Raw genomic sequence first — 22416 nt, forward strand, 5'->3', positions numbered from 1 at the left:
CATGCGCCGTGGTTTAGGAGACCGTTCGATGCGGGTCCAAGCCAAAGCCTATATCGACCGATGCGAAATCAGCATCAATCTTCCGCGGGCTCCGCAGAGGCCAGTTCGCCCGCGATTTTGACGAGCGCCGACAGCAGCGGATTCTCGTCGTCGCGGCGCCAGACCATGAACAACTCGACGGGGACGCGCGTGCGCAGCTTCAGCGGGCGCAGGCGCACGTCGGAAATCTTCAGGCTCGCAGCCGCCGCCGGCACGATGGCAAGGCCGAGGCCGGCGCGCACCATGGCGAGGATCGAGTGGATCTGGCTCAGATGCTGGACGTAACGCGGCAGCACGTCGGCACGGGTGAACAGCGCCACCAGGAGATCGTGGAAGTAGCGGCTCTCATAGGGCGAATACATCACGAAGGGCTGGTCGTCGAAATCCTTGATGGTGATGCTGTCGGCATTGGCGAGCGGATGCTTCTTCGGGATCGCGGCGAGCAGGGGCTCGGCGACGACGCGGCGGCTGGTGAGCTCGGGGCGCGCGATCGGCGGCCTGAGCAGGCCGGCGTCGATCTGGCCCGAGGTCAGCGCCTCGAACTGGTCGCCCGACACCATCTCCTTCAGCGAGAAATCGACCTCAGGCAGTTTTGCGCGGCAGGCCGCGACCAGTTCGGGCAGGAAGCCATAGGCCGCGGCCGCGGTGAAGCCGATCTTCAGCGAGCCGGTCTTGCCGAGCGCGATGCGGCGGGCGACCTGCGAGGCGCTCTCGGCAAGCTTGAGGATGCGCCGCGCCTCCGGCAGAAAGCTGCGCCCCGCCGGGGTGAGGCGCACCGAGCGGCTGGTGCGCTCCAGCAGCGGCGCATCGATGATGTGCTCGAGCACCTGGATCTGCCGGGACAGCGGCGGCTGGGTCATGTTCAGCCGCGTCGCGGCGCGGCCGAAATGCAATTCCTCCGCCACCGTGACGAAACAGCGGAGCTGGTTGAGGTCGAACATCGATACATGCCTTAGATGGATAAGGCGTTTCCCCGGTACTTCTAGCATCGATCATCCCCAAAACAAAGACGGCGGCTTTTGGGCCGCCGTTGAGTTGCCTGGTCAAGCTCCCATCGGGAGCCCTCAGGAGGAACGTTTGAGCGTCACCCGCTCGATCTTGCCGACGATGACGAGATAGGCGAACGCCGCCACCAGCGCGTTGAGGCCCACGAACACCAGCGCGCCGTTGAACGAGCCGGTCGCGGCCAGGATGTAGCCGATCACGATCGGCGTGGTGATCGAGGAGAGATTGCCGAAGGTGTTGAACAGGCCGCCGGAGACGCCGCCGGCTTCCTTTGGCGAGGTGTCGGAGACGACCGCCCAGCCGAGCGCACCGATGCCCTTGCCGAAGAAGGCGAGCGCCATGAAGCCGACCACCAGCGCCTGTCCATCGACATAGTTGCAGGCGATGATCGACATCGACAGCAGCATGCCGCCGACGATCGGGATCTTGCGCGCCATGGTCAGCGAGTTGGTCCGGCGCAGGATCGCATCGGAGATGATGCCGCCGAGCACGCCGCCGATGAAGCCGCACAATGCCGGCAGCGTCGCGACGAAACCGGCCTGCAGGATCGACAGGCCGCGCTCCTTGACGAGGTAGACCGGGAACCAGGTCAGGAAGAAATAGGTCAGCGTGTTGATGCAATACTGGCCGAGATAGACGCCGAGCATCATGCGGTTGGAGAGCAGCTGGCGGATGTGGTCCCATCCGGAGCCGGCCTCTTGCGCACGCTCGCGCAATAGATCGTTCTTGGGCGCGTCGAGATCGACCAACGCGCCGCCTTCCTTGATGTAGTCGAACTCGGCATCGTTGATCGAAGGATGCTCCTTCGGGCCGTAGATGGTCTTGAGCCAGACGAAGCCCATGACGATGCCGAGCGCGCCCATCACGAAGAACACGAAGCGCCAGCCATAGGCGTGCGCGATCCAGCCCATCAGCGGCGCAAAGATCACGGTCGCGAAATACTGTCCCGAGTTGAAGAAGGCCGACGCGGTGCCGCGCTCGTTGCCCGGAAACCACGCCGCGACGATGCGGGCGTTGGCGGGGAAGGAGGGCGCTTCCGCGACGCCGACCAGGAGGCGGAGCGCGAACAGCACGACAACAGCCGTGCCGGCGCTGAGGAAGCCGACCCAGCCCTGCATCAGCGTGAACAGCGACCAGATGATGATGCTGAAGGCATAGACGAGACGCGAGCCATAACGGTCGAGCAGCCAGCCGCCCGGTACCTGCGCCGCGACATAGGACCAGCCGAACGCCGAGAAGATCCAGCCCATGGCGACGGGATCGAGATGCAGCTCCTTGGACAGCGCGGGGCCTGCGATCGACAGCGTGGCGCGGTCGGCATAATTGACGGTGGTGACCAGGAACAACATGGTCACGATGAACAGCCTGACGCGAGACCTCCTCACGTCCGCTGCGGACACCACTGCGCTCATCAGGCGCCTCCTCAAGTCGAGATGTTTCCTCGATCCGACTCCTAGAGGCGCGCGCGGCAAAGTGTCCAAGTTCAAGGGGGTATCGATCGATACCGTTTTTGGATTGATGAAACGGCAGGTAGCGGGGAACGATGGTAAGGGAGTGAGATTGCGCGAGTGCAGTTTGTGGCAGCGCGCTACACCACGCACTCCGCCGAAGGCGGGGAATCCAGTACGCCGAGGCGTCTCGATTCAATCACTGCCGTCACGGCGTACTGGATCGCGCTTCTACTGCTTTGCGCTCGGCAACAGCTGCGGCAGAAATCCGCGCGTGACGCCCGGCGGCACGGCATCGAGCCCGAGCACCGCGCTCGCGGCCGGCAGCGCCGCATCCGCCATCGCCGCATGCCCTTCCGCGCTCGGATGCACCGCGCCGCCATAGACGGCGGAGAGCACGCCCCAGGTCGCGTCGTGAATGTCGGTCGGCTGGCTCGCCGCCGGCAATCCCTGCGGATAGGTCATCGCGGCAAAATAGCTGTCATTGGCGTCACGGATCCAGCGCGCGCGGGGCAAATAGGCGCGGTATTCCGAGGCGCCGCGGCCGCACAGCATCGGCTGGCTCGCCGCGCTCACGATATCAGGATTGAAGCTCTGGCCGTTCTCCGCAAAGCAGCTGCGGTCGAATTCGGGGTCGTTGCCCGAATGGGCGCAGAAGCCGTGATCGGCGAACGCCGCCTGATGCGCATCGACGAAGGTCATGCGGTCGGCTTCGGGATCGCGGCACAGCGCGCCGCGGGTGCAGGTGGCAAGCCCCTTCAGCTGCGGCAAGAACTCGGTATCGACGAAGGTCGAGACGCGGGCAAGGCGCTGCGGATCGGCGTTGAAAGCCGGATGTATGTCGAAGCCGGCTCGGCCGCCGCGGCAGGGTACGCCGCCGTCGGCGAGCGCGGGGTTGGCGTAGGAGACATAGACGACATGCGAAAGGTCGCCGCCGACCAGCGGCTTGAGCGCCTCGCGCAGCTTGACGAAATTCTGCGGCAGTTCGCGCGCCAGCGCATCGCGGGAATCGTCGACGCTCGCCATCACGCCGGAGCGGCGGAACAGCGCGCGCTCGGTCGCGGTCTCGACGATCACGTCGGCGACGAGGCCGGAGAAATAGACGTCGTTGGCGCCGACCGAGAGCAGCACGAGGTCGAGCGTGCGATCGGGCTGGCGCTTCTTCGCCGCGGTGAGCGCCTCGCGCAACTCGGCGACCTGTGCGTTCACGCTGGTGTTGCAGACACCGGTCTTGCCGGGTGGGCATTCGCGGGCGCGCTGCGAGCCGAGCAGGCCGTCACCGATGCTGGCGCCGGTGCAGGCGAGCGGCAGGTAGGTCACTGCGATGTGGGTGTAGCGCACCGCGAGTGCGAGGGCGGTGCGCGTCTGGTAGCTGTAGAGCGAGCGGTGGCAGGGCGAGTTGAACCAGAGCGCGCTGTAGCGCTGCCAGTTGGCGAGCGTGTCCGGCGCCTCGCAGGCGCGGCCGCCTTTGAAGCCGTGGCGGCTCGGCCGGTAGTACTGCGCACCGGCGGTGCCCAGATAGGAGCGGAAGCAAAATCCTTCGTCCGACAGCGCCAGTGGCCGGTCCGGATTGCCTTCGCCGGACGCGATGCTGTCCCCGAGGCCGGCGACGAAGATGTCACGCACCTGGATCTCGGTCTGGACGCGCTGGGTCGGATCGGAGCCGGAGGAGACGTCGACGGTCGCGACCGTCTGCTTGCCGTAGCGGACGCGCAAATTGATCGGCTCGGCGCAGTCGAAGGTCGATTGCTGCGGCCCGTCGCCGTCGTCGAACGACCAGGCGCAGGTGGCGCCGACCGGCACCGCGCCAACGAGACGGACGGTCACGGGGTGATCGATCGGGGTGAGGTAGTTTTCCTTGGTGGTGTCGCGGGTGCAGGGCTGGTTGACCCGGCCCTGGAGGTCGATGCAGAGCCGATTGACCATGTTGCGGGCCCACCCGCGGCCTTCGCTCTGGAGCTCCAGCGATTGCTCGGCCGCCAGGATGCTGCGGTTGCGCGCGTTCTCGACATGGAGCAGGAAGTCGCGCTCCTCTCGGAACAGCCGGAAGCGGTTACGCACCTCCCAATTGATCTGCAGGGCGCCGGCGTCCTGAGCGCTCGCGCGCTCGGGCGGCATGGCCGTCAGAATCCCGGCAAGCAACAGGGCGCCTGCGGAGAGGGTACGAAGGAATACAGGGATCATGGCCCGCGTCTTCAACGGCAAAGTTGAGGCGGAAATAAGAGAGCATTGCTCCGCCCCCCGCAACCCCTCCGGGTCCAGATCGTGGCCTACCGCTTGTTGGCCTGGCGCAGTATCCGCTCGCGCTCCATCGGCGTCACCTGCTTGGGCAGATTGGCCTGCGCGCAGGCCTCTGCCAGCCGCCGCCGCTCCTGCCAGGGCTCGACCACGTTCATCCAGAGCTCGCGCGTGCCCATGATGGAGATGGCGAGGCCGAACGGGATCACGAAATAGAGGATGCGGAACACCAGCAGCGTTGCCAGAAGCTGCTCGCGCCCGAATTCGGGCAACGCCAGCAGCATGGCGGCATCGAACACGCCGATCGAGCCGGGGGCGTGGCTGGCGAAGCCGAGCAGCGTCGCCAGGATGAACACCACGGCCAGCGACATGAAGTCGATCGGCGGATTGGCCGGCATCAGCAGATACATCGCCGTGGCGCAGAAGCCGAGATCGACCACACCGATCAGGATCTGGACCAGCGTCAGCGGCGCCGACGGCAACACGACCTTCCAGCCCTTCTGGCCGAGTTCGCGCCGCTTTTCGCCCATGCAGAGCCAGACCAGATAGGCACCGATCGAGGCAAGGCCGCCGAGCGCGATCAGCCGATTGATCGAGGAGGGGAGCTGGTCCATCGAGGACGCCGCATCCGGATGGATCGCCATGCCGATCGAGAGCACGAAGATGTTACCGAGCCAGAAGGTCAGGCCCGACAGGAAGCAGATCTTGGCGACGTCGATCGCGTTCAGCCCGTAATCCGAATAGATCCGGAAGCGGATTGCGCCGCCGGTGAAGACCGTGGCGCCGATGTTGTGGCCGATCGAATAGGACGTGAAGCTGGAGAGCGCCGCAATGCGGTACGGAACGTGCTTCTTGCCGATCGTTCGCAGTGCAAAAAAATCGTAGAAGGTCAGCGTACAGAACGCGAAGAACACGCAGATCGCCGCCAGCCCGATGCTGCCGCGGGGAATCTCGGTTAACGCAGTCAGGATGACCCCGGTATCGATGCCCTTGAGGGTCCGCACCAGCGAGGTGATCGCGAAGGCGATAATGAAGATGCTCGCGGCAACTCCGAGCCGTCGCCAGCCGATCCATCTCTTGAAGCCGCGTTTCAGCGCGGGCAGCAGTCCGTGCATTCATCCTCCCGGCGGGGGGCAAGACCGACCCGGCCAGACATTGGCCAGTCGGGTACGATCACGGCCAAAAGCAGGCATCGATCGCTGGGCATGATCCAGCTCATTTAAGGCAAAAACACCGGCTTGTGCAGCCCTTGACAACAATTGGTTCTGCGTCGGACCGGTCACTTTTGTCATACGCGGTTCACATCGGCGGCGCGTTAAGCATATGAGTCGTGAAACCGGCTCGGCCCCGCGCGTTTCGTATGCCGACATGATTTCAGATGCCGGCGCCGTCCGCATTGTTCCAGCGCAAGCCAGCCGGGTCTTTTTTGGAACGTCGATACCGCGTGCTCGTTGGGGCCCCATCAGCAACCGAACATGGTGGAATAAGCGGCTTTTCGTGCAAGCCGCTGCCTTCGTGTTCCACAAAACCGGAAGAGGACGGAACGATGGGACTGTTCACAAAAGACATCAAAACCATGAACGACCTGTTCGTGCATCAGCTCCAGGACATCTATTACGCCGAGCAGCAGCTGACCAAGGCGCTGCCGAAGATGGCCAGTAAGGCCACCGATCCGCAGCTGAAGCAGGGCTTTTTGACGCACCTCGAAGAAACCAAGCAGCACGTCGCGCGGCTCGAAGAAGTGTTCAAGATGCACGGCGTCCCCGTGAAGGCGGTCGACTGTCCGGCGATCGACGGCATCATCGAGGAAGCCGACGAGACCGCCGGCGAAGTCGCCGACAAGGCGGTGCTCGACGCCGCCCTGATCAACGCGGCGCAGGCCGCAGAACATTACGAGATCGTACGCTACGGCAGCCTGATCGCCTGGGCCAAGCAGCTCGGCCGCAACGACTGCGCGACCGTGCTCGCCAAGACGCTGGAGGAGGAGAAGGCGACCGACCAGAAGCTCACCAAGCTCGCAGAGAGCAAGGTGAACCTGCGCGCGGCCAGCTAAGCTTAGGCTTGACCAGCATGGCGCCGCGCGGTGATCCGCGCGGCGTTTGCATGCATGCACTACGTCATCGTTCGGTCGTTATCGAAGCATGGCGGCAGGCTAGAAGCGTATATTCCGCATGGGGCTGCAACCGAGGTGGCATCATGCGCGCAAGCACCATCAAATATGAGACCTTCGACCACGGAGCCGGCGTAGCGCATGCCGGTTCGCGTCTTGCGACCTCGCTCACGCTCGCCGCGATGAGCCTCGGGTACGGCGTGGTGCAGCTCGACGTCACCATCGTCAACACCGCGCTCGATGCGATGGGCCGGACGCTCGGCGGCGGCGTTGCCGAACTGCAATGGGTGGTCAGCGCCTACACCATCGCGTTTGCCGCCTTCATCCTGACGGCAGGCGCGCTCGGCGACCGCATCGGCGCCAAGCGGGTCTTCATGGCGGGGTTCGCCATCTTCACCGCGGCCTCGCTCGCCTGCGCGCTGTCGCCCGATGCGACCGTGTTGATCGCAGCGCGGCTGGTGCAGGGGCTGGCGGCGGCGATCCTGGTGCCGAATTCTCTCGCGCTGCTCAATCATGCCTATCCGGACGACCGCGCGCGCGGCCGTGCCGTCGCGGTCTGGGCTGCCGGCGCGAGCCTTGCGCTCACCGCCGGCCCCTTTGTCGGCGGCGCGCTGATCACGCTGGTCGGCTGGCGCGCGATCTTCCTGGTCAATCTGCCGATCGGGCTCGCCGGCCTGTGGCTGAGCTGGCGCTACGCCAGCGAGACCACGCGGGCCCGCTCGCGCGAGATCGACCTGCCCGGCCAGCTGGCCGCGATCGGGGCATTGGGGGCGCTGGCCGGCGCGATCATCGAAGGCGGTGCGCTCGGGTGGGATCATCCGGTCGTGGTCGCAGCCTTCGTCGGGGCCGCCGGTCTCGCCGCGCTCTTCATCTGGCGCGAGAGCCGCGCGGCGCAGCCGCCGCTGTCGCTGTTCGGCCACCGGCTGTTCGCGCTGACCTCGCTGGTCGGCCTGCTCGTCAACATCGCGATCTACGGCCTGATCTTCGTGCTCAGCCTGTACTTCCAGCGGATCAACGGGCTGTCGGCGTGGTGGACCGGGCTCGCCTTCGTGCCGATGATGGCGGCGGTGCTGCCGGTCAATCTGCTGGCGCCGCGCCTCGCCGAGCGCATCGGCCCGTGCCCGACCATCGTCGTCGGTGCCAGCGTGTCTGCGGTCGGCTGTCTCGGCCTGCTGTGGATCGAAGCCGACACCAGCTATTGGGCGATCTGCGCGCAGATGATCGCGATCAGTGGCGGACTTGGGCTGCTGGTTCCGCCGCTGACCTCGACCTTGCTGGGCAGCGTCGACAAAGCGCGCTCCGGCATCGCGGCGGGCGTTCTGAACGCGACGCGGCAGACCGGCAGCGTGCTCGGCGTCGCGCTGTTCGGCTCACTGGTGGCCGCGGAGGGGGCGTTCATGGCGGGCCTGCATCTAGCGCTGGTCGTGTCCGCGTCCGTCCTGCTGCTCGCCGCCGTCGCGATCGGCCTCGGTGCGCCGGCGCGAGGATGAACAATCCGAGTGAATGAACACATCTTCCGTTCACCATTGCCGCAACAGGCGCGTAGCCGGTTACCACCTGTCCATATTGATCGGGTCAAGTGCGGGTCCATCAGAGGCCTGCGATGCATCAAATTCTCTACTGTCTCACCGAACAGCACGATTGGCGGCTCGTCGCGCTTGGCGGCGCGGTGTGTCTGCTCGCCAGCGCGGCGGCCATCAGCCTGTTCCACCGGGCGCGCGCGACGCACGGCGTCGGCCGTCTGGCCTGGCTCGGCCTCGATGCCGCCGTCAGCGGCTGCGGCATCTGGGCGACGCATTTCATCGCGATGCTGGCCTATGGACCGGGAGGCGCGGGCGCCTACAACATCCCGGTGACGATCCTGTCGTTGGTCTTTGCGATCTCCGTGACCTTCGTGGGGCTGAGCATCGCCGTGTCGTCCTCGCGGGCGGTCGGGATCGTCCTCGGCGGCGCCATCGTCGGCACCGGTGTCGCGGCGATGCATTACACCGGCATGGCGGCGCTGGAGATACCGGCGCGCGTGGACTGGATCGGAAGCACGGTCGCCGCCTCGGTGTTGTCAGGAATTGTCTTTGCGGCACTTGCACTGTTCGTGGCCGCGCGGCGCGACGACCTCTTCCATGCGCTGACGGCGACGGTCCTGCTGACCGTCGCTATCGTCGCGCATCATTTCACCGCAATGGGCGCGGTGCTGCTGACGCCGGATCCGACGCTCGCGATCGGCGGTCTGTCGATCCCGCCGGCCTCGCTGTCCTTCCTCACGGCCAGTGCGGCGGTTGCGATCATCGCGATCGCGCTCGTGGCCGCGCTGCTCGACCGCCGCGCCAGGAGTGAATTGGGCGCCCAGCAAATGGTGCTGGATACGGCGCTCGAGAACATGTCGCAGGGTCTGTGCATGTTCGACGCGGACGGCAAGGTCATGCTGTTCAACGAGCGCTATGCCGCCATGCTCCGCCGCACCGACATTGCGCTGACTGGCCGCCTGTTGGTCGACGTGCTCAGGGACGAGCAGGCCAAGGGCCAGTGGCAGGGCGACGCGGATGAATTCTTCGCCCGCCTCGTGGCCGACGCGCGCGAGGGGCGCACCACGACCGACATCGTCAGCCGGTTCGGCCGCTCCATCCGGGTCGTCAACCAGCCGATGCAGGGCGGCGGCTGGGTCGCGACCTTCGAGGACATCACCGAATGGCTGGAGGCGCAGGCCAAGATCTCGCACATGGCGCGCCATGACGCGCTGACCAGCCTGCCGAACCGCGTGCTGTTCCACGAGCAGCTCGAGCAGGGACTGCGCCGCACCAGGTCGGGCGATCAGCTCGCGGTGCTTTGTCTCGATCTCGACCACTTCAAGGACATCAACGACTCGCTCGGTCATCCCATCGGCGACGCGCTGTTGAGGGAGGTCGGCCGCAGGCTGAAGGCGACGGTCGGCGAGAGCGACACGGTGGCGCGACTGGGCGGCGACGAGTTCGCCGTGGTCCAGATCGGTCGTTCCGAGGAAACCGCTGCGAGATCGCTTGCCGGCCGCCTCGTCGAGGTCATCTCGGCGCCCTACGAGATCGAAGACCATCAGATCGTGATCGGCGTCTCGATCGGCATCTCGCTGTCTCCGCAGGACGGCAGCGATCCGAGCGAACTGCTGAAGAACGCCGACCTCGCGCTCTACCGCGCCAAGGCGGACGGCCGCGGCACCTATCGCTTCTTCGAGACCGGCATGGATGCCCGCGCGCAGGCGCGGCGCCTCCTGGAAATGGACCTGCGCGCGGCGGTGCAGCGCGACGAGTTCGAGGCGTATTATCAGCCGATCCGCGACGTCGCCAGCGGCCGCGTCGTTGCCTTCGAGGCGCTGCTGCGCTGGAACCATCCGCAGCGTGGCCTGATCGCACCCATCGACTTCATCCCGCTGGCCGAAGAGACCGGACTGATCGTCCAGCTCGGCGAATTCGTGCTGCGCTCGGCCTGCACCGATGCCGCCACATGGCCGGACGATGTCGACCTCGCCGTCAATTTGTCGCCGGTGCAGTTCAAGAATCCGAACCTGATCGCATCCGTGATCGCGGCGCTCGCAGCTTCGGGACTTGACGCGCGCCGCCTCGAGCTCGAGATCACCGAATCCGTGCTGCTGCAGAACAGCGAGGCGACGCTGACCACGCTGCATGATCTGCGCGCCATGGGCGTGCGCATCTCGCTGGACGATTTCGGCACCGGCTATTCGTCGCTGAGCTATCTGCGCAGCTTCCCGTTCGACAAGATCAAGATCGACCGCTCCTTCGTGTCGGAGCTGGCGACGCGCGAGGATTCCATGGCGATCATCCGCGCCGTGACCGGTCTCGGCCGCAGCCTCGGCATCGTCACCACCGCGGAAGGCGTCGAGAACGACGCGCAGCTCGAACTGCTCAGGCGCGAGGGCTGCACCCAGGCGCAGGGCTATCTGTTCAGCAAGCCGCGGCCCGCCTCCGACGTGGCGATCATGCTGAACCGCCCGCGGCTGCTTGCATCGGCTTGAGGACCCTATCGTTTGGGCATGATCTATTCGGAAAACCGCTTCGCACTTTTCCGGATCATGCTCTAGCCGCGGCGCAGGGCGAAATGGGCGCCGCAGAATGCCATGACCGCGCCGAGGCACAGCGCGGCGAGCCCGGCCAGCACGCCCGAGACGGTCGGGACCGGGCTCGGCGCCGAGGCCACCTGGCCCGCACCGGCGAGCAGCAGCACGCCGACCGCGATCAGGAACTGCCGCATCCGTTGCGGGATCTGGCCGTTGGCGGCGCTCTGCATCAATGTCGCCGTGAAATAGCCGCCGGAGAAGCCGACCGTCGCGATCAGCCACCACGCGATCGCCGCGCCCGCGGGTATGAACTCGTGCGTGTCGGAGCGCCAGAGACCGCCGAGGTCGAGCCCATAGCGCGCGCCCAGCATGTGCACCGCGAGCGCGAGCAGCACGCCTGATATCACGGCGGCGCCGAGAATCAGGCGGCGCGGAAAAAAGGTCGTCTCAGCCATGCCTCGCTTGTAGGATGGGCGAGGGCGATCGCGCAAGCGGATCGCGGGCGGGATTGATGAATCGAGATGCAGGTCTTGGAAGCCGAGGTCACGTCAGTCACGAGCTATGCCTATAAGGCGTCGCTGATCGGCTCGGCGCATCGCTTCGAGCTGACGGAGCAGGGGCTGTCCTGGCACATCGGCGGCCGCACCTCACTGTGGCCTTATGACGAGATCAGCGCGATCCGGCTGTCGTTCCGCCCGGTGTCGATGCAACAGCACCGCTTTCGCGCCGATGTCACTCACAGCAGCGGCCGCCGCATCGCGATCCTGTCGACGAGCTGGCAGACCGCGGCACTGATGGCGCCGCAGGACAACGGCTTTCGCGCGTTCATCCTCGCGCTGCACGCTCGGATGGCGAAGGCGGGCAGCCGTGCGGTGCTGACGGCGGGGCTCGGCCGCACGGCCTATGCGGCGGTGCTGGCGTTCCTGGCGGTGCTGACGGTGGCGATGGCGGGCCTGTTGATCCGCGCCCTCGTGAGCGGCGAGTTCGCCGGCGCGCTGTTCATCCTCGGCTTTGCCGCGCTGTTCGCCTGGCAGGTCGGCGGCTTCGTCCGGCGCAACCAGCCGCAGAGATACAGCTTCGATCAGGTGCCGAAGGCCCTGCTGCCTTAGACCGATCGCTACTCCGTGGAGTCGAAATCCTCTTCCTTGGTGCCGAGCAGCGAGACGATCGTGCGCAGGCCGGAATCGAGCTGCTCGAAGGTGGGCGGCGCGAGGGCGAGGCGCACCGCGTTCGGTGCATGGCCATGGGCGATCGCGAAGGTGGAGGACGGCGTCAGCGCGATGCCGCGCCTCGCTGCTGCTCCGACGAAGGTCTGGGAGCGCCAGTGCGGCGGCAGCGTCAGCCAGAGATGATAGGAGCGCGGATCGGCCGCGTGCTGGTAGCCGGCCAGCAGCCTTGCGGCGGTCTGCTGCCGCCGCGCGGCGTCGATGCGCTTCAGCCGCGTCAGCTCGGCGACGGTGCCGTCGGCCATCAGCCGCTGCCCGGCCGCCAGCGCATGGCCGGAGGCGATCCAGCCGCCGGTGCGCACCGCGCTCATCACGCTCTCGCGCAGGTGAGGCGGCGCGACGAGGATGCCGAGCGCAAGGCCCGGCGCGACCTTCTTGGACAGGCTGTCGATCACGATGCAGCGGTCCGGGCCGAGCGCGGCGAGCGGCGTGTCGTCGGCGAGGAAGCCGTAGACGGTGTCCTCGATGATGGTGAGGTCGAGCTTTTCGGCGACGCGCATGATGTCGGCGCGCCGCGTCGCGTTCATGGTGACGCCGAGCGGGTTCTGAATGATGGGCTGCAGATACAGCGCCGACAGATGCGCCTCGCGATGCGCTTTCTGGATCGCATCGGGACGTGCGCCGAATTCGTCCATGGGAATCGGGACCAGCGTGATGCCGAGCCGCGCCGCGATGCTCTTGACGTAAGGGTAGGTCAGCGCTTCGACGCCGCAGCGGCCGCCGGTGGGGACGAGCGCCGCGAGCGCGGCGGCGAGCGATTGCTTGCCGTTGGCGGTGAAGACGATCTGCTCGGCCTGCGGCGCGAAGTCCTTGCGCGCGAGATAGGCGGCGGCCGCGTTGCGCGCGCTCTTGGTGCCGGTGCTGGTCGAGACGCGCAGCGCGGATTCGAGCGCGTCGACGCGCTCGAGCCCCGCAAGGCTCTTGGCGATCATCGCCCATTGCTGCGGCAATAGCGGATAATTGACCTCGAAATCGATCCGCGCATCGCGCGGCTCGCTCAATGCTTCGACCTCGCGCCTGATGTCGCCGGAGATGAAGGTGCCGCGGCCGACCTCGCCGACGACGAGCCCGCGACGAAGCAGCTCCGTATAAACCCGGCTCGCGGTCGAGACCGCGATGCCACGGTCATAGGCAAAATTGCGCTGCGGCGGCAGCCGATCGCCGGGCCTTAACGTGCCGTTAGAGATATCCGAGGCAATGGCATCGGCAAGCTTCACGTACTCGAACTTTGACATTATTGCACCGAGAGCAATGTTTTACTTGCTCCGAGCAGTGTACTGGAGCATTTAAGTTCCATCAAGTTCCACGATTGAGCCGAGGAGAGCGAGAGCAATCCGACGGCAAATGAGGTGCAGACGCTGACGGCGTCGGCGCCAACGGCACCTGCTTCGCCGCGCGGGACAACAGGCCGGAGAAGAAACATGACCACGATCTCGCAAACTGCCGGGCGGAGTTTACGCCCATCCTCAACGGGCGGATTTTTTGCAACGCTCGCCCAGGGCGCCTATGCGCTGTTCAACCGCCTCGAGCGCCGCTCGGCGGTGAAGACATTGAACGAGCTCGACGACCGCGCCCTGCGCGACATCGGGATCACGCGCAGCCAGATCGAGGACGCCGTCTACGGGCAGGTCAAGGCCGAACTGACGCGGTATCTGTGAGGCGAACTCTCTCGTGTCCCGGACGCGCTGCAACGCGTAAGCGTTGCTGCGCAGAGCCGGGACCCAGAGGGCCACAACGCGTGCTGCCACATGGGCCCCGGCTCTGCAGCGCACCGCCGAAGAGGCGCTGCGCTGCGTCCGGGGCACGAGACCTTTGTTCAACGATAGACATGGTTCGTCATCCTCGCGGCGCAGCTCGCCCGAGCTTTGCTTCATCTCTTCACCCTCATAATTGAAAGAGGGCGCAGGGAAGGCCGGGAGCCGGCTGGCACCCGCGGTCCACTGTGCGATGTTGCAGTAAGGAAATCTGCACAGCGGCATACAGGTGTAGCCAGGACATCCCGGCCTTCCCTGCGCAGTGGCTTTACGGCTTATGTCGTGCTCTCCCCGGGGAGCGTTGCACTATTGCCCCCGTCGCCTTGCGGATGGCTGACGGATGCGTCCGGTTGGACGACACCCATCACCGCAACACTTGACGCACAGACCCCGGGCGTCAGGACCACACGGTTTTGCCGTACGCCGATCACACCGGTCGTGTGCGCGAGGTCTTCGCTCACGGTTACCCGCCCTGCAAAACCCTTCGCGCCGATGTGACCCACGTCCACCGCCGCCCGGCCCGCGTTCGTGACGATCGCGATACGCCCCTCTTCCTTGGGCCGGGTTGTCGCGACACATACGTGATTTCCGAATTTCGGTAAAGTGGAATATTTTGGCCACCGCACGTTGACCGATAGACGGTGTGTTTTGCCCGTCGGGCAACGCAAGGTCTGGTAGCTCGCGTGTCCCGGACGCGCTGCAACGCCCTTCGCGTTGCTGCGCAGAGCCGGGACCTAGCAGGCCACGCAATCCGCCGATGCATGGGCCCCGGCTCTGCAGCGCACCGCTGAAGTAGCGCTGCGCTGCGTCCGGGGCACGAGAGCGGAGTTTCCGACGCACACCAGCATCGTCACACTCGCAATGACGGGAATAGGTCAGAGCCTAGTGCCTCACCACCAGCACCGAGCACTTGGCGTAGCGCACGACGTGTCCGGCGTTGGAGCCGAGGAAGTAGGTGCGCATTGCCGGCCGGTGCGAGGTCATCACGATCAGATCGGCCTTCATGTGCACGGCTTCCTCCAGGATCTCGTGGTAGATGCCGCCCTGGCGCACCACGCTGGAGATGCGGGAAGCCTCGATGCCGGATTCGCGTGCGACGATGGCGAGGGCTTCTTCCGAGGTCTGGCGCTGCTGCTCGTCGAAATCGGCCGGCACGTATTCGGCCAGCATCACCGGCGTCATCGGCAGCACGTGGAGCAGGCGCACCTGGCCGCTCCAGGTCTGCGACAGCGTTGCCGCGGTCGCGATCGCCGGCTTGGCGAGGTCGGTGTCGGCGAGGTCGATGGGCACGAGGATGGACTTGAACATCTGCGCCTCCAAATCTTCCAGTCAGCAACTTTTGCCGGTCGTCGCGATCATCCCGATCGAAGCAGCTTGGGGCTGGTGAACAGCACCAGCTTGCCGCGGCGGTAGGCCACGTCACCCCAATCCTTGACGTCAAAATCGAAGATCGCAAGCCCCGCGGTGGGCAGATTGTCAGCGAGCGCCCTGGCGCCATCAGGATCGCCGCCGCCCATCAGCATCAAGGCGGCCTCGTGCATGCCGGGATTGTGGGCGACCAGCAGCAATTGCTTCGGGTCGGCCGGGGCGGTTGCGGTGCGAATGGACTCCAGGATCTGCGCGGGATCGGCGCCGTAGAGCTCCGGCAGGATCTCGACCTGCGGCGTCGGGACGCGGTCCTTCATCGCCTCCCAGGCGATGTCCCAGGTCTGCCGGGCCCGGACGGCGTGCGACACCAGCACGGTCTCGGGGAAGGGCGGGTGGGCGGCGATCCAGTCGCCGATCCGGGCGGCATCCTTGTGGCCGCGATCATCGAGCCGTCGGTCCTGGTCACGGCCGCTCGGCGCGTCGGTCTCGGTCTTGGCGTGACGCAGCAGCATCAAACGGCGCATGGCATTCTCGAATCGTTACGGTCGCTGATAATGTACAGACGCGGGTGAGGACAAGGTGACAAGCGCCCGCTCAGTCCTCTAAGAAAACGGCATGAGCGAGACTTTCACAAGCGTGTCCCAGGAAGAAGCCGGCTTTCGCGACCGTGTGCGGCTGTCGTTCGATCTCGACGCCGACATCTGCGTCATCGGTGCCGGGCTTGCCGGGCTCTCCATCGCGCTGGAGGCGGCCCGGCTCGGGGCCAGCGTCGCGGTGCTCGAAGGCCGTCATATCGGCTGGAACGCCTCCGGCAACCAGCTCGGCACTGTGCTGCCGGGCTTTGCGCTGCCGCTCACCGACCTGATCGAGCGCATCGGCTTCGAGGACGCGCGTGAATTGTGGACGCTGTCCAAGGAGGGGGCCGAGTTCGTCCGCGCCAACGCCACGGAAGAGAACATGCCGGGGATCGCCCCGAGCAATGGCGTGCTGGAGGTCTCCAACGTCGACGCCGGCGACCGTCTGATCAGCCGGTTGCAGATGCTGAACGAGGATTTCGACACCGAGGTCGAAGGCTGGCAGGTCGATCGCGTCCGCGAGGTGCTCAGGACCGATCGCTATTTCCACGGCGTGTATTATCCCAAAGCGTTCCAGGTCGACGGCCGCAAATATGTGCACGGCCTTGCGGCGCTGGCGCGGCGGGCAGGCGCCCGCATCTTCGAGGACACGCCGGTCGTCAGCATCGATCATTCCGGCATCCGCAAACGCATCGTCACGCCGTCGGCGCGTATGCGCGCGACCCACATCGTGCTTGCCGGCAACATCCATCTCGGCGCGCCCTTGCGGCGCCTGTCGGAGACGCTGCTGCCGGTCTGGCGCTATGCCGGCATCACCGCGCCGCTCGGCGAGCGCGTGCACGAGATCATCGCCTTCAAGGGAGCGGTGATGGATTCCGACGGTGTCGACCATTTCCGCATCGTCGACGGCGACCGGCTGATGTGGGAGAGCCCGGAGACCACCTGGGCCGCGCGTCCGCAGCGCTTTGCAGGCAGCGTCAGGCGGCGGATACGTACGATCTTTCCGGAGCTCGGCAATGTCGAGGTCACTGATATGTTCGGTGGCGCCACCGGCCAGACCGTGCACGGCATGCCGCAGATCGGCCAGTTGCGCAAAGGCCTGTGGGTGGCGAGCGGGTTCGGCCGCCAGGGCATGAACACCTCCGCCATGGCCGGGCAGATGATCGCGCGCAGCATCCTGTGGGGGGATGAGCGCTGGAAGCTGTTCTCGCCGTTCGAGCTGGTCTGGGCGGGCGGCGCCACGGGGCGGGTCGCGGGCCAGCTGGTCGGGATCTGGGGCAGGGCGAGTTCCGCCGCCGCAGGCTCGCTCGCCCGCTACCGCGAGCGTGCCAGGGTCAAGGACAGGGAGCGCGAGGCGCGGCTTGCCGAGGCCAACCGGGCCGCCGGCACTGGTCCGCGCCGCCCACCGTCCGGCGTCAGGCCGCGACCGGCCCCGCCGCCGAAACGCCCGGCCCGGGAGGCAGAGCAGGTTGTGGAACCGGCCTCGCATGATGGCGCCGTCTCCCAATAAGTTGAGAGAAATTCCGCCCGGACGTGTAACTTCGGCCGACAGAAGCCCGTATCTCAGGGCGTGGATTGCCCGCGCACGGAGAATGAGATGTTTGACCGCCGCATCCTGTTGACGACTGCCGCCGGCCTGTTCGGCCTTGGGGCCTTCCGCTGGCTGAGAGCAACGCCCGCCGAGGCTGGCGAGAAAGCCGCGGAAAAGTTCGAGATCACGAAGACGGAGGCTGAATGGCGCGCCCAGCTCACGCCGCAGCAATATGAGATTCTGCGCAACCACGGCACCGAGCGGCCCGGCTCCAGTCCGCTCTTGAAGGAGCACCGCAAGGGGACCTTCGCCTGCGCCGGCTGCGACCTGCCGCTGTTCGCGTCCGAGACCAAGTTCGAGAGCGGTACGGGCTGGCCGAGCTTCTACCAGCCGATCGAGGGCAATGTCGGCAAGACCGAAGACCGGGCCTACGGCATGGTTCGCACCGAGGTGCATTGCCGGCGCTGCGGCGGCCATCTCGGCCACGTCTTCGACGACGGTCCGAAGCCGACGGGATTGCGCTATTGCATTGACGGTTTCGGGCTGGTTTTCCACCCCGCGGCGGCGTCAGCGACGTAGAGTTCACCTTGTCATTCCGGGGCGGTCCGCAGGACCGCAGGACCGAACTATGGTGCGCGCTTGCGCACCTGAGAATCTCGAGGTTCTCAGGTACGCAATTGCGCACCAGAATTCGATGCTGACGCTCGCTCCGGAACGACAATTTCTCCCGGCAATTGTTGCCGGTCCCGGCAAATGTGCCCCGGTCATCAGGCCGGGGCTTTTTTGTTAAGTCATTGATTTTCTGAAGATACCCGCATTGGCATAGCCCTTGCGACTGTCTCCTTCGACTGCGGCCATGTCGACCCGCCGCCGAGATCGGATTTGGAGACAAAGTTATGGGTATCTTCGATGCAATGAACACCTCGGTGGGTGGCCTGCAGGCGCAGTCCTACGCGCTGCAGAACATCTCCGGCAACATCGCGAACTCATCCACCACCGGTTACAAGGGCATCGGCACCAGCTTCGTCGATCTCATCCCCGACTCCTCGGTCCCGAGCAAGCAGGTCGCGGGCGGCGTGACGGCCAACGCCAAGGCCACCATCACCACGCAGGGCACGATCTCGGGCTCCACCGTCGCCACCAACATGGCGATCACCGGCGACGGCTTCTTCTCGATCCAGAAGGCGAGCGGCGTCGTCGACAACGTGCCGGTCTTCACCGGCGTCACCTATTACACGCGGCGCGGCGACTTCCAGCTCAATGCCAACGGCAATCTGGTCAACGGCGCCGGTTATTACCTGATGGGCGTCACGGTCGATCCGAAGACCGGTAACCCGACCGGCAGCGTGGCAAACGTGCTGCAATTCCAGAACAACTTCATTCCGGCGCAGGCGACCACCTCGATCCAGTACGCTGCGAACCTGCCGACCCAGCCGAACACGGTGGCGAAAACGACCGCGTCGAGCGGCACGCTGCTGGCGGCCGGCGGGCTGAACCCGTCCGATTTCGCAGCCAACCCGCTGCCGGTCGGCACACCTCCCGCGCCCTATGCCAACGCATTGGTGTCCGGCGCGGCTGCAACCGGCAACGTCCGTTCGGCCTACTCGTCGACGACGGGCACGGGCACGGTCGCACTCCAGAACAATTCGTCGGCGGTGGCCTCGACCACCACATCGCTCGATAACGCGGTCGGCACGCATCTCGCCTCCAGCATCCTCACCGCCTTGAGCGGCCAGACGCTGACCATCAATGGCAACACCATCACGTTCAACGGCGGCACGACGGTCTCGACCGTCGGCAACAACACCACGATCGGTCTCGGCGCGGGCACCACGGCGACGGTCGCGGACATCCTGAACGGGATCCAGACTGCGGGCGGCGCCGGCGTCACGGCCTCGCTCTCCGCCAGCGGCAACATCGTGATCTCCAGCGGCACCGGCACCGACGTGGCGGTCGGCAGCGGTACGGCCGCCACCGCGCTCGGCATCAGCAGCGTAACCCGCGGCGGCAACGTGCTGTCCTCGCCCGCGATCTCGGGTGCAACGGTGCTGAGCGGCAGCGCGACCGCCGGTGGCGCCCAGGTGCTCTCGTCCGGCTTCGCCGCCGGCGATACCATCACCGTCAACGGCCAGACACTGACTTTCGTCTCGCCGCCTACGGTTCCCAGCGCCGCTCAGATCCTCACCACCGACAATGTCACGACTCTGCTCGGCAAGATCGACGCGCTCTCCGGCGCCTCGGGATCGTCGGTCAGCAGCGGCGGCGTCATCACGCTGAACACCGGCACCGTCTCCAACCTCTCGGTGTCCAGCTCCAACAGCGCTGCCTTCTCGGCGCTCGGCTTCACCTCGACCATCACCAAGAACCGCGACGGCGGCGGCACCGCCGGCACCGGTGGCGTGATCGGCAACGACATCGCGACCTTCACCAAGGAATCGATCAGCGGCGGCGCGGTGACCGCCTACAACGCCGCCGGCACGCCGGTGAACCTGCAATTGCGTTGGGCCAAGACCGACAGCGCCTCGCTGGGCGCGGGTCATTCGGATAGCTGGAACCTGTTCTACCAGACCGATCCGAACGCCACCGGCACGACCGTCGGCTGGGTCAATACCGGCCAGACGTTCACCTTTGCCAGCGACGGCTCGCTGACCTCGCCGAGCGGCTCGGGCATCACCATCAACAATGTCAGCGTCAGCGGCCAGTCGCTCGGCTCGGTCGCCTTCAACATCTCCTCAGGCGGACTGACGCAATATGCCAGCACCAGCGGCGCGGTGACCATCAACACCATCACGCAGAATGGCTATGCCGCCGGTCAGCTTCGCTCGGTCGCCGTCAACAACAACGGCATCGTGGTCGGCACCTTCTCCAACGGCCAGAACCTCAACCTCGCTCAGGTTCAGCTGTCGCACTTCAACGGCACCAATTATCTGAAGGCGATGGACGGCGGTGCCTATGCCGCGACCGAGCAGTCGGGTGACGCGATCGACGGCGCTTCGGGCACCATCAGCGGCTCGTCGCTGGAGGGATCCAACACCGACATCGCCGACGAATTCACCAAGCTGATCGTGACCCAGCAGGCCTATTCGGCCAACACCAAGGTGATCACGACTGCGAATTCGATGGTGCAGGACCTCTTGAACGTGTTGCGCTGATCGGCGCGTAACGTAACCAAAGGCGGCAAGTAACATGGGTTTGAGTTCAGCCCTCGCCAGTGCGATGAGCGGTCTGCGTGCCAACCAGGCCGCGCTCTCGATCGTTTCCTCGAACGTCGCCAATGCGCAGACGCCGGGTTACGTCGTCCAGACCCCGAACCAGATCGAGGTCACCACCGGCGATTTCGGCTCGACGGCGATGACGACCGGCGTCAGCCGAGAGCTCGACACCTATGTGCTGAACCAGCTGCGCACCGAGACCGGCGGCAGCGGCTACGCCGATCAGATGGCCAACATCCTGAAGCAGCTTCAGAATGTCTATGGCACGCCGGGCAACAGCGGCACGCTCGAAACCGCGCTGAACAAGTTCACCACGGCGCTGCAGGCGCTGTCGACCAGCTCGGGCGCCTCATCGGCGCAAACCGTGGCGCTCGGTGCGGCGCAGGCGCTGGCCACGCAGCTCAACGTCACCACCAAGGGCATCCAGTCGCTGCGCTCCAATGTCGAGCAGGATCTCGGCAACTCGGCGCAAGCGGCCAACGTCGCCATGCAGCAGATCGCCGACATCAACACCAAGCTGCAGGGCCTGTCGGCCAACGATCCCTCGGCCGCGACGCTGATGGACCAGCGCGACCAGGCCATCAACACGCTGTCGAAATATGTCGACGTCCGCGTCACCACCGACGGTTCGAACCAGGCCAACATCTACACCACGACGGGCATCCAGCTCGTCGGCGCCGGGCTCGCCTCGCAATTCACCTTTGCTTCCGCCGGCGCGCTGTCGGCGACCTCGCTCTACAACATCGATCCGGCCAAGTCCGGCGTCGGCGCGCTCAACATCGTGCTGCCGAACGGCTCGAAGGTCGACGTGGTCGCCAACAACGTGGTCTCCTCGGGCCAGATCGCAGCCGATCTGAAGCTGCGCGACGAGACGCTGGTGCAGGCGCAGAACCAGATCGACCAGCTCGCTGCCACGATGTCGAGCGCGCTGTCGGACAAGACCACCGCCGGCACCACGGTGTCGGGCCCGCCGGCCGGCTTCGACATCGACCTTGCCGGGGCGCTGCCGGGCAACACCGCCACCTTCACCTACACCGACACGGCGACCAACACGAAGCGCCAGGTCACCCTCGTCAACGTCACCGATCCGGCGGCGCTGCCGCTGCAGAACGCCACCAACGCCAATCCGATGCAGATCGGCGTGAACTTCTCCGGCGGCATGGGCGCGATCGCTTCGGCGCTCAACACGGCGCTCCCCACCTCGCATTTGACGTTCTCCGCCGCGCTGCCGCCGGCGAGCGCCACGACGCTGCGGATCACGGACGACAACAGCGGCCTTGCCAAGGTCAATTCGTCCTCGATCACCAAGACGATCTCGTCGCTGACCTCGGGCAATCCACAACTGCCGCTGTTCACCGACGGCGGACAGGCGCTCTACACCGGCGCGATCACCGCCTCGGGCTCGCAGATGACCGGCCTTGCCGGACGCATCGCCGTGAACACGCAGCTGGTCAACGACCCGACCAGGATGTCGGTGTACAACACCTCGCCGGTGACGCCTTCGGGTGACACCGCGCGTTCGGACTATCTCTACTCGCAGCTCACCTCGGCGGTGTTCTCCTATTCGCCAACGAGCGGTCTCGGCTCGGCGAGCCAGCCCTTCACCGGCAGCGTTTCGAATTATCTGCAGCAGTTCCTGAGCGTCCAGGCCAATTCCGCGACCCAGGCCACCCAGCTCCAGCAGGGCCAGAGCGTCGTGGTCTCGACGCTCCAGGCCAAGTTCGATTCGACCTCCAAGGTCAATCTGGACTCGGAGATGTCGAACCTGATCCAGCTGCAGAATGCCTATGCCGCCAACGCCCACGTCATGTCGGTGGTGCAGAGCATGATGAATACGTTGCTCCAGGCTCAAGTGTAACAAGTAA

Annotated in this window: 17 protein-coding genes; 9 read left to right on the plus strand and 8 right to left on the minus strand. The window is 65.9% G+C overall.

What is annotated here, in order from left to right:
• Positions 1-74 precede the first annotated feature (74 nt).
• The 4 genes from CIT37_RS14530 to CIT37_RS14545 form a co-directional block, all read right to left on the minus strand.
• Positions 75-980, minus strand: coding sequence for a LysR family transcriptional regulator (locus CIT37_RS14530; protein ID WP_018317334.1), 906 nt, complete (start codon positions 978-980; stop codon positions 75-77).
• A gap of 123 nt (positions 981-1103) precedes the next feature.
• Positions 1104-2456 (minus strand): MFS transporter, encoded by a 1353-nt coding sequence (locus CIT37_RS14535; protein ID WP_161966408.1) that lies wholly within the window; start codon positions 2454-2456, stop codon positions 1104-1106.
• A gap of 267 nt (positions 2457-2723) precedes the next feature.
• A complete protein-coding gene (locus tag CIT37_RS14540) occupies positions 2724-4676 on the minus strand; it encodes an SGNH/GDSL hydrolase family protein (protein ID WP_038949085.1) in 1953 nt (650 codons plus the stop codon).
• Between the two features lie 86 nt (positions 4677-4762).
• Positions 4763-5845 carry a lysylphosphatidylglycerol synthase transmembrane domain-containing protein gene (locus CIT37_RS14545; protein ID WP_028143274.1) on the minus strand — a complete coding sequence of 361 codons (1083 nt, stop codon included), beginning with the start codon at positions 5843-5845 and terminating at the stop codon, positions 4763-4765.
• Positions 5846-6276: 431 nt separating this feature from the next.
• Between CIT37_RS14545 and CIT37_RS14550 the strand changes: the two genes are divergently transcribed.
• The 3 genes from CIT37_RS14550 to CIT37_RS14560 all read left to right on the plus strand — a co-directional run bounded on the left by CIT37_RS14550 (position 6277) and on the right by CIT37_RS14560 (position 10843).
• Positions 6277-6783 carry a YciE/YciF ferroxidase family protein gene (locus CIT37_RS14550; protein ID WP_028143273.1) on the plus strand — a complete coding sequence of 169 codons (507 nt, stop codon included), beginning with the start codon at positions 6277-6279 and terminating at the stop codon, positions 6781-6783.
• A 143-nt stretch (positions 6784-6926) separates the two neighbouring features.
• Positions 6927-8330, plus strand: coding sequence for an MFS transporter (locus CIT37_RS14555; RefSeq protein ID WP_095425591.1), 1404 nt, complete (start codon positions 6927-6929; stop codon positions 8328-8330).
• A gap of 113 nt (positions 8331-8443) precedes the next feature.
• Positions 8444-10843, plus strand: coding sequence for an EAL domain-containing protein (locus tag CIT37_RS14560; RefSeq protein ID WP_095425590.1), 2400 nt, complete (start codon positions 8444-8446; stop codon positions 10841-10843).
• A gap of 62 nt (positions 10844-10905) precedes the next feature.
• Here CIT37_RS14560 and CIT37_RS14565 read toward each other — a convergent pair whose 3' ends face one another.
• Complete coding sequence (locus CIT37_RS14565) at positions 10906-11340, minus strand: hypothetical protein (RefSeq protein ID WP_038973689.1); 435 nt, start codon at positions 11338-11340, stop codon at positions 10906-10908.
• 66 nt (positions 11341-11406) lie between these two features.
• Here CIT37_RS14565 and CIT37_RS14570 point away from each other — a divergent pair, with 66 nt between their 5' ends.
• Complete coding sequence (locus tag CIT37_RS14570; protein ID WP_028144326.1) at positions 11407-11994, plus strand: hypothetical protein; 588 nt, start codon at positions 11407-11409, stop codon at positions 11992-11994.
• 8 nt (positions 11995-12002) lie between these two features.
• Here CIT37_RS14570 and CIT37_RS14575 read toward each other — a convergent pair whose 3' ends face one another.
• On the minus strand, positions 12003-13346 hold the full coding sequence (locus tag CIT37_RS14575) for an aminotransferase-like domain-containing protein (protein ID WP_038951240.1): 1344 nt from the start codon (positions 13344-13346) through the stop codon (positions 12003-12005).
• 186 nt (positions 13347-13532) lie between these two features.
• Between CIT37_RS14575 and CIT37_RS14580 the strand changes: the two genes are divergently transcribed.
• Positions 13533-13769 carry a DUF1127 domain-containing protein gene (locus CIT37_RS14580; protein ID WP_026201826.1) on the plus strand — a complete coding sequence of 79 codons (237 nt, stop codon included), beginning with the start codon at positions 13533-13535 and terminating at the stop codon, positions 13767-13769.
• Positions 13770-14747: 978 nt separating this feature from the next.
• On the opposite strand, the gene CIT37_RS14585 is transcribed toward CIT37_RS14580, so the two are convergent.
• Both CIT37_RS14585 and CIT37_RS14590 read right to left on the minus strand, forming a co-directional pair.
• A complete protein-coding gene (locus tag CIT37_RS14585) occupies positions 14748-15173 on the minus strand; it encodes a universal stress protein (RefSeq protein WP_095425732.1) in 426 nt (141 codons plus the stop codon).
• Between the two features lie 47 nt (positions 15174-15220).
• Positions 15221-15757 (minus strand): SixA phosphatase family protein, encoded by a 537-nt coding sequence (locus tag CIT37_RS14590; protein WP_028144328.1) that lies wholly within the window; start codon positions 15755-15757, stop codon positions 15221-15223.
• A 91-nt stretch (positions 15758-15848) separates the two neighbouring features.
• Between CIT37_RS14590 and CIT37_RS14595 the strand changes: the two genes are divergently transcribed.
• The 4 genes from CIT37_RS14595 (at position 15849) to flgK (ending at position 22409) form a co-directional block, all read left to right on the plus strand.
• Positions 15849-17318, plus strand: a complete 1470-nt coding sequence (locus CIT37_RS14595; protein WP_028144329.1) for an NAD(P)/FAD-dependent oxidoreductase — start codon at positions 15849-15851, stop codon at positions 17316-17318.
• An 87-nt stretch (positions 17319-17405) separates the two neighbouring features.
• On the plus strand, positions 17406-17918 hold the full coding sequence (gene msrB, locus CIT37_RS14600; protein ID WP_028144330.1) for a peptide-methionine (R)-S-oxide reductase MsrB: 513 nt from the start codon (positions 17406-17408) through the stop codon (positions 17916-17918).
• A 317-nt stretch (positions 17919-18235) separates the two neighbouring features.
• Positions 18236-20491, plus strand: a complete 2256-nt coding sequence (locus CIT37_RS14605) for a flagellar hook-basal body complex protein (protein WP_028144331.1) — start codon at positions 18236-18238, stop codon at positions 20489-20491.
• A gap of 34 nt (positions 20492-20525) precedes the next feature.
• Positions 20526-22409 (plus strand): flagellar hook-associated protein FlgK, encoded by a 1884-nt coding sequence (gene flgK, locus CIT37_RS14610; protein ID WP_038973686.1) that lies wholly within the window; start codon positions 20526-20528, stop codon positions 22407-22409.
• Positions 22410-22416: the final 7 nt, after the last annotated feature.

The sequence above is a fragment of the Bradyrhizobium ottawaense genome (assembly GCF_002278135.3).
GTDB lineage: Bacteria > Pseudomonadota > Alphaproteobacteria > Rhizobiales > Xanthobacteraceae > Bradyrhizobium > Bradyrhizobium ottawaense.